The 16081-nt window shown below is 49.5% G+C and carries 14 protein-coding genes, 1 other RNA gene and 1 pseudogene; all 16 read right to left on the bottom strand.

All coding sequences use genetic code 11. The features are described 5' to 3' along the window. Window positions 1–10: 10 nt before the first annotated feature. Complete coding sequence (locus A3750_RS07080; protein WP_068548125.1) at window positions 11–841, bottom strand: cell division protein FtsQ/DivIB; 831 nt, start codon at window positions 839–841, stop codon at window positions 11–13. Then, window positions 838–1791: a D-alanine--D-alanine ligase gene (locus A3750_RS07075; RefSeq protein ID WP_068548124.1), complete on the bottom strand. Its 954-nt coding sequence runs from the start codon at window positions 1789–1791 to the stop codon at window positions 838–840. Before A3750_RS07075 ends, A3750_RS07080 begins: the two co-directional genes overlap by 4 nt. Further along, window positions 1788–3230, bottom strand: a complete 1443-nt coding sequence (gene murC, locus A3750_RS07070) for a UDP-N-acetylmuramate--L-alanine ligase (protein WP_068453156.1) — start codon at window positions 3228–3230, stop codon at window positions 1788–1790. The genes A3750_RS07075 and murC overlap by 4 nt, the downstream gene beginning before the upstream one ends. Further along, on the bottom strand, window positions 3223–4311 hold the full coding sequence (gene murG, locus A3750_RS07065; protein ID WP_231871754.1) for an undecaprenyldiphospho-muramoylpentapeptide beta-N-acetylglucosaminyltransferase: 1089 nt from the start codon (window positions 4309–4311) through the stop codon (window positions 3223–3225). Before murG ends, murC begins: the two co-directional genes overlap by 8 nt. Continuing rightward, window positions 4308–5456 carry a putative lipid II flippase FtsW gene (gene ftsW, locus A3750_RS07060; RefSeq protein ID WP_231871753.1) on the bottom strand — a complete coding sequence of 383 codons (1149 nt, stop codon included), beginning with the start codon at window positions 5454–5456 and terminating at the stop codon, window positions 4308–4310. The genes murG and ftsW overlap by 4 nt, the downstream gene beginning before the upstream one ends. Further along, on the bottom strand, window positions 5453–6802 hold the full coding sequence (gene murD, locus A3750_RS07055) for a UDP-N-acetylmuramoyl-L-alanine--D-glutamate ligase (RefSeq protein WP_068453160.1): 1350 nt from the start codon (window positions 6800–6802) through the stop codon (window positions 5453–5455). The genes ftsW and murD overlap by 4 nt, the downstream gene beginning before the upstream one ends. A 7-nt stretch (window positions 6803–6809) precedes the next feature. Continuing rightward, window positions 6810–7892, bottom strand: a complete 1083-nt coding sequence (gene mraY / locus A3750_RS07050; RefSeq protein ID WP_068466093.1) for a phospho-N-acetylmuramoyl-pentapeptide-transferase — start codon at window positions 7890–7892, stop codon at window positions 6810–6812. Continuing rightward, complete coding sequence (gene murF, locus A3750_RS07045; RefSeq protein ID WP_068458710.1) at window positions 7892–9244, bottom strand: UDP-N-acetylmuramoyl-tripeptide--D-alanyl-D-alanine ligase; 1353 nt, start codon at window positions 9242–9244, stop codon at window positions 7892–7894. Before murF ends, mraY begins: the two co-directional genes overlap by 1 nt. Next, window positions 9241–10782 carry a UDP-N-acetylmuramoyl-L-alanyl-D-glutamate--2,6-diaminopimelate ligase gene (locus tag A3750_RS07040; RefSeq protein ID WP_068458709.1) on the bottom strand — a complete coding sequence of 514 codons (1542 nt, stop codon included), beginning with the start codon at window positions 10780–10782 and terminating at the stop codon, window positions 9241–9243. The genes murF and A3750_RS07040 overlap by 4 nt, the downstream gene beginning before the upstream one ends. Before the next feature lies 1 nt (window position 10783). Then, entirely contained in the window at window positions 10784–12520 is a 1737-nt protein-coding gene (locus tag A3750_RS07035) for a penicillin-binding protein 2 (RefSeq protein ID WP_231871752.1), read from the bottom strand. Window positions 12521–12538: 18 nt separating this feature from the next. Next, window positions 12539–12940 (bottom strand): cell division protein FtsL, encoded by a 402-nt coding sequence (gene ftsL / locus A3750_RS07030; RefSeq protein ID WP_082863019.1) that lies wholly within the window; start codon window positions 12938–12940, stop codon window positions 12539–12541. Continuing rightward, a complete protein-coding gene (rsmH, locus tag A3750_RS07025) occupies window positions 12933–13871 on the bottom strand; it encodes a 16S rRNA (cytosine(1402)-N(4))-methyltransferase RsmH (protein ID WP_068466094.1) in 939 nt (312 codons plus the stop codon). The genes ftsL and rsmH overlap by 8 nt, the downstream gene beginning before the upstream one ends. After that, window positions 13871–14314, bottom strand: a complete 444-nt coding sequence (gene mraZ, locus A3750_RS07020) for a division/cell wall cluster transcriptional repressor MraZ (protein WP_068451851.1) — start codon at window positions 14312–14314, stop codon at window positions 13871–13873. Before mraZ ends, rsmH begins: the two co-directional genes overlap by 1 nt. A gap of 298 nt (window positions 14315–14612) precedes the next feature. Beyond that, window positions 14613–14960, bottom strand: an RNA gene (rnpB, locus tag A3750_RS07015) — RNase P RNA component class A. A gap of 47 nt (window positions 14961–15007) precedes the next feature. Then, a complete protein-coding gene (locus A3750_RS07010) occupies window positions 15008–15688 on the bottom strand; it encodes a hypothetical protein (protein WP_156492227.1) in 681 nt (226 codons plus the stop codon). A gap of 79 nt (window positions 15689–15767) precedes the next feature. Continuing rightward, a pseudogene (locus A3750_RS26020) lies at window positions 15768–16081 on the bottom strand (rRNA (cytidine-2'-O-)-methyltransferase); the annotation flags it as partial.

Raw genomic sequence — 16081 nt, 5'->3', positions numbered from 1 at the left:
TGTTGTATTTCTATTGCTGCAGCGGGTTTGAGCTATACTCGTAACCCGATGCAACTTCCATTTCTTTCCAACGGACAGCAACACCATTGGTATAACGCGCATCAATACGCTCAACCATGCGCTTCGCTTCGTCATCCAAGCTCGCAAATGTTTTTACAGAGCGCTCTAGCCGAAATGCATCTGGATCTGCTCCTAGTTCGATCATCGGACCGCCCTCCAAGCCCAGCGTCCATGCACCACGCTCGTTCAGAACCAATTGATCCGCAATCAGGCCATAAGTACTGATCGCTTGAGAAATTTGTTCGATATACATCAGCATTTCGCCACGATCTTGCTTAGACGCATCCTGAGGACCAATTAAAAGTGGGCGACTCTTTGATCGAGCGATTTTCTCAGGCTTGAATATGTCCCCTTGAGCGTTGATGTAAGCATCATGGCTCCAGTTAGCAACAGCTACCTGCTCTGTAATCTCTACCGCAACCGCATCAGGCCAACGCCGTTTAATCACCGCTGATTTAACCCAAGCTAGACCTTCTAGGGCCGATTGAATCTCTCGTAAATCGACGGATAAAAAGTTCTGGCCTATATATGGTTCTAGAACCAATGACACCGAGTTTTGCTCAAGCTCGACAAACTCACTGCTCACCTCAAACTGGGCAATGGGCTGATCAACAAACGCAAATAGCTTGTCGCTGTTAATTGCGACAATGACAATTGCAACGGCCAATGCGAACCAGAACGCATACGCCTTTGCAACACCCTGCGAAATCACAACATTCTTTGCTTCTCTTGCCGTCATTCGGGGTGCGGTTGTCCCTTTTCTTAGCGCAGCGCTGCTCATGCCAGTCCTCCCACTCGAAGTGTTTGTTTGAGAATCTCGGCTACTAGCTCAGGCATACTCATTCCATTGTGGCGTGCGGCCATGGGAATGAGACTGTGGTCTGTCATCCCCGGAATGGTATTCACCTCGAGTAACCAAAACTTCCCACCCCTGTCTCGCATAACATCGACGCGACCCCACCCTTTACAAGCAAGGGCGTCGAAAGCCTGTTTAGATAAAGACGATATCTTTTGCTCATCTTCAGGGCATAAATTGCTCGGCAACATGTACTGGGTTTCGTTTGAGCGATACTTGGCATCGTAATCGTAAAATGTCGCCGCAGCTTTTAAACCAATTACGGGCAATGTCTGCTCACCGAGAATGCCTACCGTATATTCCTCACCATCAACCCACTGCTCTAGAATGACTTCTTGGTCAAGCTCCAAAGCACTTTGTAATGCTGCGTCGAGTTGCGACTGCTCACTCACCTTTGAAACACCAATCGATGAGCCTTCTCTAGAAGGCTTAACGGCCATCGGAAAGCCAATTAATCCAACGAGTTGTGACACTAGATTGGCATCTAACTTGTCGACATATCCAAACTGAGGCGTTGGAAGCTGCTTACCCTGCCATAGAAGTTTTGTCCGCAATTTGTCCATTGCGAGGGCTGATCCCATGACGCCACTACCGGTATACGGCAAGCCAATCGACTCGAGGACACCCTGAATAACACCATCTTCTCCTCCACGCCCATGCAACGCTAGGAATACGCGATCAAAACCTTTGCCCAGCAATGCATTGATATCGCCTTGATAATCTATTTTTGTGGCGTCTAGCCCTGCCGTCAGTGCAGCCTGATAGACAGCCTCTCCGCTATTCAGCGAAACCTCTCGTTCGGCGGAACATCCACCGCATACAACGGCAATTTTGCCCAACGCTTCAATTAGTGTTCGATCGGCTTGATAGCTCATCCGCCCTCCAATTCTGAAAGGTGGTTCGCCAATTCAAGACTGAGCTGGCCAACGTTACCAGCGCCTTGCGTAACGACGATGTCGTTATCACCCACGAGGTTGACTAACACTTCTTGTAGCTCAGTCGCATCTTCAATAAAAACGGGATCGAGACCTGTTCGCTGACGGATACTTCGACAGAGACTCCTGCTGTCCGCGCCCGGGATATGCTTTTCACCGGCGGAGTACACATCCAGCATGATCAACACATCCACCTCAGACAAAACACGTACGAAATCTTCATAAAGGTCGCTCGTGCGGCTGTATCTGTGTGGCTGAAAGACCATCACCAAACGCTTTTCAGGCCATCCATCGCGAATCGCCTTGATCGTTACACCCACTTCGCTCGGATGATGTCCATAATCATCAACGAGCATCACCTGACAACCATCGAACCGATAGTCACCTTGTATCTGAAAACGACGCCCAACACCTTGAAAGCCAGACAACGCGGATCTAATCGCATCATCATTGACCCCCTCATCGGTTGCCACCGCAATTGCAGCAAGGGCATTAAGCACATTGTGCTCGCCCGGCATATGCAGCTCGACATCAAGCTCTGGACGATCTCCCGGTCGAATCACGGTAAATGACGTGGTCATTCCATGCTGCTTTACATTCTCTGCACGCACGTCGGCATCAGCGCTAAAGCCATATGTAATCACCGCTCGAGATACAGACTCGGTCAATTCAGCAACAACAGGATCATCAATGCACATCACTGCCGTGCCATAAAACGGCAGGTTATGAAGGAAGTCGATGAACGTTTGCTTCAAGCGGCCAAAATCACCGCCATACGTATGCATATGGTCTGCTTCAATATTTGTCACCACGGAAACCATTGGCGTTAGATGCAAAAATGAAGCGTCGCTCTCATCTGCTTCTGCGACCAAGTATCTCGAGCCGCCTAGCTTTGCGTTAGTGCCGGCGCTATTGAGTCGACCTCCAATGACGAACGTTGGATCCATGCCTCCATTAGCAAGTATCGACGCAATTAAACTTGTAGTTGTGGTCTTTCCATGTGTACCGGCAATTGCAATCCCATGCCGAAAGCGCATGATTTCAGCGAGCATCTCGGCTCGTGGAACAACCGGTATTCGATTCTTTCTCGCCGCTATAATCTCGGGGTTTTCTTCATTGATCGCACTCGACACCACGATCACGTTTGCTTGCTCTACGTTTGAAGCGCGATGACCGACAAAAACCACTGCACCCAATGCTTGCAGATGCTTGGTCGTCACACTTTCATTGATGTCTGAGCCGCTTATTTCGTAGCCCTGATTGAGCAAAACCTCAGCGATACCGCACATCCCGGAGCCACCAATACCAATGAAATGAATGCGCTTAATGCGACGCATCTCAGGTATCTCGATATTGGTGTTGATCATCACTTCAGACATCAGACAAACTCCAGCAGGCTTGCGCAACGCGATCTGCGGCATAAGGTTTCGCTAATTTATGCGCTGCATTTGCCAATCGAGCGATGCGCTCCGGCTTCAACAACAGCGGTTTCAGCATTTCTGTCAAAGCATCTTCTGAAAGCTCTGATTGCGGCGCCAGCCACGCTGCGCCGCCATCGACCATAACTTGCGCATTCTTCGTCTGGTGGTCATCTACCGCAAACGGATATGGAACGAGAATGGCACCGACTCCAGCAGCACAGAGCTCAGAAACAGTCAGAGCACCCGCTCTACAAATAACCAGGTCAGCCCAGCGATACGCCGCAGCCATATCGCTTATAAACTCGCAAACATCCGCTTCGACGTTCAGCGCACTGTAATCAGACAGGGTGGCATCCAGCTTTCCTTTGCCAGTTTGATGACGAACCTCTGGGCGGATATCTTTTTCAATATTCGATAAAGCCCTTGGCAGCACCTGATTTAGTTTCAGCGCCCCCAAACTGCCACCGACAATTAATATACGCACCTTTCGCTCAGCAAATGTTTGCGGCGTAACTCGATGATGATCATGCGTTAAACGAACAATTTCTTCGCGAACTGGATTTCCGACAACTTCTGTTGCTAAATCATTTCCAAAGCTATTTGGGAAGGCTTCGAACACGGCATTAGCAAGGCGTGACAACAACCGGTTTGTCATGCCAGCAACCGCATTTTGCTCGTGAATTACGAGAGGTTTTCTAAATAGTCGCGCAGCCAATCCTCCAGGGCCAGAAGCAAATCCTCCCATACCTAAAACGCACACTGGCTTCACTTTTACCAACACAACACTCGCCTGATAGAGCGCCATGAGTAACTTTATCGGCGCCAGCAATAAAGTCGTCGCGCCTTTTCCACGCAGGCCCGAAATACTTAATCCAAAGAATGGGATTCCCTCATCAGAGATAACGTTCTCCTCAAATCCCCCTTTGGACCCCAGCCAAACAACTTCTCCGCCTTTTTGTTGCAGTTTTCTCGCAGTCGCCAAAGCAGGAAAAACATGCCCACCAGTGCCTCCTGCCATGATCAGAAAGGTCCTGTTCACTTAGGCCCCTCCTGTATAGCTACTTGCGTTTCCTGATGGATGCGCAGCAAAATCGCGATGCAAGCCATACTCACTATGAGTGAGCTGCCACCATAACTTACAAGGGGTAAGGTCAGTCCTTTGGTTGGGAGCAGCCCCATGTTTACACCCAGATTGATACTGGCCTGAACGCCCAGCAAAATTGCGATTCCGTAAGCGAAATACGCATGAAACAACAGAGCATTTCGCTCAGCGACGCGTGCGATCTTGAATGCACGATAGACCAATAAAGAAAACAAAAGAACAATCGTAATCGAGCCAATCAAGCCGAATTCTTCGGCCAAAATTGCAAAAACGAAATCCGTATGTGCCTCTGGAAGATAGAACTGTTTCTGAAGACTATTACCAAGACCTACACCAGCCACATCACCCCGACCAAAGGCAATCAGTGATTGAGTGAGCTGATAGCCGGAACCAAATTGATCTGCCCATGGATCGGTATATCCTACCAACCGTTCCATCCGATACGGTTGAGACCAAATGAGAAGCATCAACACGATAATGCAGGCAACAACCAATAAACCGAATTGGTGAAGACGCGCGCCACTTAGGAAGATCATCCCCATGAACGCGGACCCGATCACCACCGTCGCTCCAAAGTCAGGCTCACTTAACAATAAAAATGCAGCCAAAGTGAGAATAATCATGGGCTTTGCAAAACCCCACCAAGATGCACGTACTTCGTCATGTCTTCGCACGAGATAGCCCGCCAAATAGGCGACTAAAAATAGTTTCGCAAGTTCTGATGGCTGAATATTGATGCTACCTAACGCAATCCATCTTGTACTCCCATTTACTGTTTTCCCCAGCCCAGGAATCAATACCAAGACCAAAAGCAACATCGAGCAGGCAAGTAGGAACCAAGCGTTCTTCTCCCACCAGGAAAGCGGTACGAAATAAGCAATCAGACCAACCGCAAGACCAAGTAAAATGAAGGTACCGTGACGAGCAAAGTAAAAGAACGGATTGTCGTTACGTACGTCCGCGATATCGACAGAAGCAGACGCAATCATGACAAGACCAATCAACAACAGCGCCATGGCGGAGGCGAGCAGGGCACGATCGATCAACATACTGGTTTGCAAACCACTAGAATTACGGATCAAAGTTTGGCTACCTCCGCTTTGAAGGCATCGCCACGATGCTCGAAGTTCCGGAACATATCAAAACTCGCGCACGCTGGAGAAAACAATACGAGATCACCCGCCGCGGCCTCTTCTTTAGCGAGCGTAACTGCTTGGTGGAGGCTGTCAGCATGGATAACAGGCAAACTACCTTCGACCGCTGCCCTGACGATATCCCGATCTGCACCAAATGCGATGACAGAACGACCAAATCGCGCCAATGGCTCTTTGAGTTCTGTTAACAATGCACCCTTCGCTTCACCACCAGCGATCAGCACAACCTTGCCGTCACCTTCTAATTGCGAGCCAAAACCAGCAATCGCCGCGGCACACGCGCCACCATTCGTGCCTTTAGAATCGTTAATATAGGTGACTCCATCAAGCTGGCGAACCCACTCGCAACGATGATCTAGGCCTTTAAAGGCTTTCAAGGCTCTAATCATCGCGTCTAAAGGCAAGCCTAATGAAGTTCCCATAGCAAGCGCCGCTAACGCATTACTGAAGTTATGCGTACCTGACATGTTTAGATCAGCTACATCAACCAAGGCCTCGAAGCCTTTCATCAACGTCGCGCCTAGCCTTTCATCGCTGTATGAAAACTTATTTAAATCAAGTCCGTTCATACCGTAATGAACAATTTTCATGTCTTGCGCACGTAATGGCTGACTTAATGGCTCGTCATCATTTACGACAACGGTTTTCGCGCCACGAAATATCCGTTGTTTGGCCTGAAGATAATCAAGCTTACTGGCGTAGCGATCCATATGGTCTTCGCTGATGTTCAACAGGCAAGCGACATCCGCATTTAACTTCTCAACGAGTTCTAGCTGGAAGCTCGATAGCTCCATTACGTAGAGATCCGCATTCTCGTCAATCAAGTCGAGTGCAGGCGTCCCCAAGTTACCGCCAACTCGGACATTTCGACCGGCCTCTTTTGCCATGTCACCAAGTAATACAGTCACCGTACTCTTGCCGTTCGAGCCTGTAATAGCCGCGATCGGCGCATTCGCATGCTCTGCAAACAGGTCGATGTCGCCTCTAATCTTCACGCCCGCCTGCGCAGCTTGAACCAAGGCAGGATGCTTCGGGTCCAAACCGGGGCTCAAGATAATTTCGTCCGCCAACACTAACGTTGATGCTTCGAGCTCGCCAAGCACCAGCTTTGTCTCAGGAAACTCCGATTTGAAGCGATCCAGATTTGGTGGAGCGTCACGCGTATCCAACATCGAAAATGGACGCCCTAACTTGGCCAAAAAACGCGCACAGGATAGCCCTGTCTCTCCGAGACCAACAACATAACTGTGCTTGTCAGATGCTATTAATGCCATGTGCGTTTTAACGTATCTTCAATGTAGCTAAACCAACCAAAACCAGAATCACGGTGACAATCCAGAAACGGACGATGACACGTGGTTCAGGCCAACCTTTTAATTCAAAATGATGATGCAGTGGCGCCATTCGAAAGATGCGGCGCCCCGTTAACTTGAATGATGCGACCTGCAAGATGACAGAAATGGTTTCCATCACGAACACGCCCCCCATAATAAATAAGACAATTTCCTGCCGAACGATGACAGCAACAATTCCCAGTGCCGCCCCTAAAGACAATGCGCCGACATCACCCATGAACACTTGTGCGGGATAGGTGTTAAACCAAAGAAAGCCAAGCCCCGCTCCAACCATCGCGCCGCAGAAAACAACAAGCTCGCCTGAGCCCGGTACGAACGGAATATGAAGATAATCGGCAAATACCGCGTTGCCGGAAACGTAAGCAAAGATTCCAAGGGCGCCCGCGACCAAAACAGTGGGCATAATCGCAAGCCCATCTAAACCGTCCGTCAAATTCACTGCATTTGAGCTACCGACCAGAACGAAATAGGTCAAGACGATAAATGCTGGCCCAAGGTCGAATACAACATCCTTGAAAATCGGAATAATAAACGCGGTCTCTTGTGGCAGTGATGCGGTCCAATAGAGTAAAAACGCGGCGACCAAGGCAGCCACCGACTGCCAAAAATACTTCCATCTCCCCGGTAAGCCTCGCGAGTTTTTCTCTACTACTTTACGGTAATCATCTACCCAGCCAATCGCTCCGAATGCGACACACACGAACAATGTTATCCAAACATAGCGGTTCCCTAAGTCTGCCCACAGCAGCGTAGCAATGCCTATGGCGACTAGTATCAAAGCCCCACCCATAGTTGGCGTGCCGGCCTTGCTTAGATGGGATTCTGGACCGTCATCGCGCACCGCTTGGCCGATTTGACGCGTACTCAAGCGATGAATCATATGAGGACCGACCCACAACGCGATGAATAAAGCGGTAATCACGCCCAAGATCCCACGCAGGGTTAGGTATTTGAAAACTGCCAAAAACCCAAAATATTCACTCAGTACGTCAGCTAACCAGTAAAGCATCAGGCACACCCTCGCTTATGCAGACTTACGACGTCTTCTAACGCAACGAAACGTGATGCTTTGAGCAGGACAGTTAGCGGGTTTTGGTTAACACCTGCCAAGGCATTTGCGATTGCTTGCTTGCTGTTAAACACTGTTGCTTTACTTCCTATTCGGCTGGCCATCTGCTCTGCAAATTGACCAATTAACCATATTTCTTCTATCTGACTCTGCGCAGCATATTCGGCAAGCTCCAGATGCAACCGCTCGGCTAGCCCCCCTAGCTCGCCCATTTCACCTAACACAGCAATCCGATAGCTTGCTTCTGCTGCAAGTACGTCGAGCCCCGCCTTCATTGATGCGGGATTTGCGTTGTAGGCATCATTAATAAGAGTGATACCTGAGGCTAAACGCTCTCGGCTCAGACGGCCGGACTCAGCTTGATACTGTGATAGACCTTCTACGACTGCGGCTAAATCGATATTCAACGACAGCGCCGCTGCGCATGCCGCCAATGCGTTCGATACGTTGTGCATTCCCGTGGCAGCAGAAGTTACCTCAACGCTCTTACTTTGATAATGCACTCGAAACGTCGTGGTCTCAGAGCCGAGAACGACATGATCAGCAAACACCATGGCCGCATCGTTCGCTACTGAGTAAGTAATCACTCGCTGACCTGAAAGGCTTTTTAACCAGAGATCGCTAGCAGGATCATCTATATTGACGATCGCAACCCCCTGCTCGCCAAGCACCTCGTAGATCTCTCCCTTGCCAAGAACAATATTCTCGTAGCCGCCAAACTCTCCGATATGTGCCGTGCCCGCATTTAAAAGAATCGAAACATCCGGCTTTACAAACTGCCCAAGGTAACGAATGTCCCCTATATGCCGTGCACCGAGCTCGACGACTGCTGCGACATGCTCTGAACTAAGCGTCATGAGCGTCAATGGCACGCCAATCTCATTATTTTGATTGGCCAAAGTAGTGCAAACTCCTCCTTGCGTGCTCAAGATGGCATACAACATGTTCCGCGTTGTTGTCTTGCCAGAACTTCCAGTAATGGCGACAACTGGCTTTCTAAAATGCTCTCGACAATACGCCCCAATGGCACCCAGAGCATACCGGGTATCATCAACAATCAGACGACTCTTTGAGACCTTACAATCCCGTTCCAATACAAATGCGGCAGCGCGATCTTCTACTTGTTCAACAAAGCCATGTCCATCGAACTTATCACCCTTCAGAGCCAGGTAGAGATCTCCATCAGCGACTTTTCTGGAATCCGTACTGACTGATTTGAACAACATATCGTCGCCAATCAATTCACCACCACAGCGCTTTTGCAGTTCAGAAAGTGGCATATCAACAATCACGACTGCTCGCCCTCTCTGGTATCGTGTGCCGAGCCCTGCCCTATTCCCAAAAGCGCTCTGCAACAGTCTGCATCGCTGAAGGCGTATTTCTGGCCGTTCACTTCTTGGTAGTTTTCGTGCCCCTTTCCTGCGACCAAAATCACATCGCCAGCTCTCCCATGCTCATAGGCATAACGAATAGCCTGCCCACGATCCTCAATCAACGCGACGGCATCGCTTGAATCAAAAGCGGACTCGATATCAGCAAGAATCAATTTCGGATCTTCGGTTCTCGGGTTATCGCTCGTGATCACCGAGAATGCTGCATAAGTGCGGGCGACCAGTCCCATTTCCTTTCTTTTACCTTTGTCGCGATCTCCACCACAGCCAAACACAGCAATTAACCGGCCATTGCACAGTGGCGAGAGCGTTTTTAGAACATTTTCGAGCGCATCCGGCGTATGGGCATAGTCAACTACCATCAGCGGTTCGCCTGGCGCGCTAAACGTCTCAAGACGCCCTGCGACGGATCGAACTAAATTGATGTTACCCAACTCCTTAGCAGAGTTTTTTCTCGCCAAGGCAACACCCAAAACACAGAGCAAGTTGTAAAGATTGAATTGCCCCAGAAGCGGGCTATTCAGCTCTACACTATCAACACCAACATTGATGACTGCTCGAGTTGTCTTTTCATAACTCACTTGCTGGACAGATATTTCTGCATCGACCTTAGTACTCACTCTGATCTTTCGAGTCTCGGGACGCACCTTTTGAAATATCTTGGATGCATAAGGGTCATCGACATTCACAACGACATAGCGCAACGACGGACAAGCAAAAAGCTGAGCCTTCGCATCCGCATAGTCGTCCATTGTTTTATGGTAATCGAGGTGATCACGACTAAGATTTGTGAAAACCGCACCACTAAAACGCACCCCTTCTACGCGACCCTGAGCAAGACCATGAGAGCTCACTTCCATCGCTACAAGCTCGGCACCAACGTCTCTCAGATGCGCTAAATAACGATGCACATCAACGACATCGGGTGTCGTGTGATTCGTTTCGATTAGCTTTTCGCCTCGAGCGCACATCCCATAGCCCAAGGTGCCAATCACCGCAGTCGACAAACCAACGGAGGCACAAAACTGGGCTACATAATTTACAACCGAGGTTTTTCCATTCGTGCCCGTCACACCAATAACTTCAAGCTCAGCGCTTGGCTTATGGAAAAAACGATGCGCTATTTCACCCACATGGCGACGAAGACCGGGAATGTACAGCTCTACAGCGTCCCCATCTTCGTGTGCATCTAGATCTTTAGCCTTATCTTTTTCATCGCAATCAATCAGTACAGCGGCAGCACCGCGCTCGATTGCATCACGCACATTCGCTTCTGCATCAGAGCTCTGCCCAGCTAGGGCGATAAACAAGTCGCCTTGCTTGACGGCTCGACTGTCCGACACCAAGCCATGTATCTGTGTATTCAACGCAGATGGAACATGCTCGATGCCCATCAATAAACTTGCTAAATCTGAGTGGTACTGGCGCGGTTTATTCATATCAGCCCCTCTTACCTTCGTCAGCCAAAGCCGATTCTTGATTTGCATGCATTAAAGGCGCTAAATCATCTGGCGCGACGTCTAGAATACGCATCGCACCGTTGATCACACGAGAAAAGACGGGAGCAGCGACTTCGCCACCATAATACTCGGCGCCCGCAGGCGCCTCGATAACGACAACGGCAGCTATCTTTGGTTTTGAGGTCGGTGCCACACCGGCAAATAGTGCCTTGTACTCATCTGAGTTATAACCATTTCGGCCAACAGTGTGCACTGTGCCGGTCTTACCGCCCACAGCATATAGTGGAACCTGCGCCCGCGTGCCGGTACCGCCCTTCTCGACAACGGCTCGCATCGATTGAACAAGATCAGCGGATATATCGCTACTTAGCACTTGGAGCGACGCATCATTTTGCTCTTTCCTAATCAAACTGAGACTGTGCTTGTGGCCGCCATTGCCTAAAATCATATACGCCTGAGCGAGTTGGAGCGCCGTAGTACTTAGGCCGTAACCGTAAGACATTGCAGCCAATTCAACAGGACGCATAGAAAAAGGATCTGGTAATTGGCCGATATTCTCTCCAGGAAAGCCGATCCCTGTTCCTTGACCCAAACCAAGCACATAGAACATATCCCAGAGCGCCTCCGGCCCTAAATCGAGCGCGATTTTGCTTGTTCCGACGTTGCTCGATTTTTTGATCACATCTAGCAGGCTAAGGCGTCCATAATTCTTATGATCACGTATTGATCGTCCACCCAAGCGCAAGTACCCAGGCGCCGTTTCGATCGGACTAGAAAGAGAGTACTTATCGGAGGCAAGCGCTGCAGCCATTGTTACCAGCTTCATGGTAGAGCCCGGCTCAAACAAATCAGTAATTGCGCGATTGCGTAAATGTGAGACGTTTAAGTTTTGCCGATTATTTGGATTGAAAGAAGGCTGATTCACCATCGCAAGCACTTCGCCACTCTCCACATCCAAGAGCACGAGTGACCCTGAACGCGCTTTATGGGTATCCACAGCCGCTTTTAGTTCCCGATAGGCCAAGTATTGCAAGCGCATATCCAGCGACAAAGAGATATCTTTGCCCGGTTTTGCGAGCTCTGTTGTGCCTAGATCTTTAATGACCTGACCAGCCCGATTCTTAACAACTCGCTTCTTCCCCTCGCTACCGTTCAACCAATCGTTGTAGGCAAGTTCGATACCTTCCTGCCCCTGCTCATCGATGTTGGCAAAGCCGACAACATGTGCAGCAACCTCTCCTGCCGGATAAAAACGCTTATACTCTCGTCGGCTGTAAATACCAGTGAAGCCCAGCTGCATGGCTTGCCGGGCTTCGTGAGGAGATGTCTTACGCTTGAGATAAACAAACTTCTTGGAAGTGTTAGACTCTAGTCGTTTCTTAAGCCACTTCTTGTTTACACTGAGCGCCGAGGCAAGTCGGGCATACTCCTTTTCATTGAGCTCTATCTCGCTAGGATTGGCGTAGATTGTTTCAACCGCTGCGCTAATGGCTAAAGGATCTCCATTTCGATCGGAGATAGTTCCGCGATGCCCAGGAATCCTTTCGTAACGAATTGAGCGCACATCGCCCTGATAGGATAAAAAGCTCTGCTCAAAAATATGTAAATGGACCGCCCTACCAAGCAAAGTCAGAATCACAAGCGTCAGCATGGCTAGCAGCGCATAGTAGCGCCACATGATCATAACTGGTTCTTGGTTTTCGTTTGACGAGTTCACGGTCGTTCCAATGCCTACCTATTTAACCAACTCGATACTGCGCACATCCGGCAGCACCATTTCTAATTCTTGAGCAGCGACACTCTCGATCTGACTCGGAGAAGTAAATGCACTCTGCTCCAACAGCAGCTGCGCCCATTCCAACTGCAACTGGTCATTTCGCTCTTGCAACAAAGCTTGCTCCGCAAACAACTCTCGCGATATGTGAGAGGAGTAGACAACGCCCAGCGCCGTTAAAACCATCACTAGCACCAATCCCAAAGAGAGAATTAGCTCGCGAACTGGGAGAATTCTCCAAATGGACTGTATCCGCCCTAATAGTGAATCGGGCAGCAACTCACGATCAAACAGCGGCTTTACACTTTCTCGAATCGCATCCGCATGCCGCACTCTTACTAAAAAACCTAGAAGCTCAATCATCACTTAACTTCTCCAGTACTCGCATCACAGCGCTGCGAGATCGAGGGTTGCGTTCTATTTCTTGCTTGGCGGGCTTCATTGCCTTACTCATCAACTTAAATCTTCGCGTTATATCACTTTCCAACACAGGAACTCCCGGTGGCGGTTCGTCACCCTTCGCCATTTTCTTCATGAACCGCTTAACCATTCGATCTTCAAGCGAGTGGAAGCTAATAACCACCAAGCGCCCGCCCACTGAGAGCGCATCACTGGCATTCTCCAAAAACAGCTCCAGATCATTCAGTTCCTGATTCACCTCAATGCGAATCGCCTGAAATGCTCTAGTGGCAGGATGCTTATGCTTCTCCCAAGAAGGGTTTGCCTCGGAAACAACATTGGCGAGACGAGCCGTTGTAGTAATTGGAGCAACACCTCGCTCTCTTATAATCGCCCCAGCAATTCGCCGCGCAAACTTCTCTTCACCGTATTCTCTTAACACCCGAATCAACTCAGGCTCTTCTACCTTTGCGACCCATTCGGCTGCGCTAAGACCTCGACTGGTATCCATCCGCATATCGAGCGGCCCATCATTCATAAAGCTAAAGCCGCGCTCTGCATCATCTAACTGAGGCGAAGACACTCCTAGGTCAACTAAAATTCCTGTCGCTCCCGGCCAAGAGCGTGCACCCACATAATTCTTCACTTCTGTAAACGAGCCGTGCTCAATAGCAAACCGACTATCCATCGCAGCCAGCTCAGTCGCAACGCGCACTGCTTCTGGGTCTTTGTCTATGGCCACTAACTGACCTTGCGCTGACAATGACTCTAGAATCAATCGAGCATGACCTCCACGCCCAAATGTCCCGTCGACGTATCGCCCGCCTGGGTCAGACACTAAAGCCTTAACGGCCTCTTCAAGTAGGACGGTGACGTGCGCCGAGTCAGTCGACATTAGAGCGACAAACCGTGAAACTCTTCAGGCAACTCATCGTCTGCTCCTGATTCATCCAACCACTCGAACCAGCGCTCCTCACTCCAAAGCTCAAATTTCTTACCTTGACCAACGAGCATGGTTTTCTTTTCTAGTCCCGCGTATTCGCGAAGCGTCGGCGGCAATAGAATCCTTCCGTTCGCATCCATCTCGAGAGGCGTTGCATAGCCAATCATCAACCGCTGTATTCTGCGCGCAGCTTTATTAAGCGAAGGGAGACTTTCTAGCTTTGGGAGCACCTCTTGCCATTGGTTCTCTGGGTAGACCAACAGGCACCGCTCTTCGGTATGAGCAGTCACGACGACGCGACCACCACAAAAAGACGACAACGATTCCCGAATTTTTGTCGGAATCGCCATACGCCCTTTGGCGTCCATGTTGATTGCGTGGCTACCTAGAAACACCCAATACCCTCAGAATTATTATAATTTGGTAAAAAATACCAAAAAAACCCACGTTTCACTACTTTTCCCCACTATAGAAACTCAATAGTGCTAAATCAAGCAAATAAACGCAGCATTTTTAAGGGCGTCGCAGCTATAACAGTAGGTTTGGGAGCGTAACCAAGCAGAGCAAGGGAGGAAAAAGAGACTAATATCTAGCATTTTCAGTAGCATAAAATACAAAGCTAGAAATTACTTTAAGTTTAATAACGTTTTATTGAGATGCGCGCCAAAAAGAGCGCAAAGAGATCTATAGAAGAAAAAGAGCTTGCCTGTAAGCCGGGTTCTGTCGAGGACAATCATTCATCTAGGCTAGCCGTCACCAACTAGCTCAAGCAACCTACCCAAATCCAGCGCGAGCCACGCCATCGGATTTCTATTTGGTCTTGCTCCGAGTGGGGTTTACCATCGCCACGAACTGTTGCCAGTCGCGCGGTGCGCTCTTACCGCACCTTTTCAACCTTACCGGCTATACAAGATAGCTTAGGCGGTACACTTTCTGCTGCACTTTCCGTAGGCTCACGCCCCCCAGGCGTTACCTGGCACTCTGCTCTATGGAGCCCGGACTTTCCTCCTCACAAAGTAAGGCGATTGCCCAGCAAGCTCTGGGCAAGTGTAACCAGATAGAAATGGATAGCAAGAATTATTAGTGAATCAGAAAAGTGGCTTGTTCTCTTCACGAAGCGAGGTAAGACGATTTGCATTTTCCGATGAGCGATCAAAAACGAAGCCAGCCCCGGGGTTTCGATCATAGTCACTGAGATCATTATTGATCGAAACCCGCTCCTCGAATGAGGTATCAAAGAACCGATCCTCTGGGATTAGCTCGCCAAGCTCATCTCGCTCAATCGTGCGCGCTAAGCGCCTCTCTTCCTCTTCATCCTCGCCTTCTAACTCGTTGAGCTCTACGACATCGTCGGGCGGCTCGCTCTCTAGCCCTCCCTCATCCAAAATGGATCCACCTGCCTGCGGCAGCTGCTCTACAAAGCCCACCTCAAAACCTGATCCAGACGACTCTCGCCGATCATCAGCCCAATCTTCAATCTGATTTAACAATACAGAGTCTAATGACTCCCCTGAAGCCGAAGAACCATTTGCACCTTCTGACAATTGATATGGCAAAGCGTCGTATCCGTCAACAACAAGACCCGCCGCAGGCGCGCCCGCTACATTAAGAAGATTTTCTGCCGACCCCGAGGCAACAGCCGAGACAGAGTCCATGGCGCCTTCAGATAAAATCTCAAAAGCGACTACAGACTGAAAAGGACAAACAGCAAAAAGAATATGCGCCGTTAAGCGAAAACAGCTCTGTTTGCTTCGGCATAACCATTCCATCGATTCACCTAGCATTATTTATTGTTGGTTAGATTCTGTTCTATTTTACAGTTTTTAACAAGTAACTAAGGCATCTAGATCACTCTATCAAAGATTGGTAAAGCAACTTTTTGTTTAGCCCATAATGGTCCGCTACGATCATCGCCGCTTTCTTGGGAGGTAACTCTCTTGAAAGCGCATTCAGCAACCTTGCCGGCTCCTCCCCTATCTCGTTCGTGACTTCTTGCCGCCAACCTTCGACAATAAGAACAAACTCCCCCTTCTGCTGGTTAGCATCCGACGCGACTAAACCTAGAACATCTTCAGATGGCCCAGACAGAAAAGTCTCGAAAGTCTTCGTAAGCTCCCTCGCGATGGTAATCTGCCGCTTCGGCAACAACTCGGCCACCACCT

This window comes from Oleiphilus sp. HI0079, assembly GCF_001635105.1.
The sequence above is the reverse complement of the archived record's forward strand: the minus strand, read 5'-3'. Positions and strand labels throughout refer to the sequence as shown.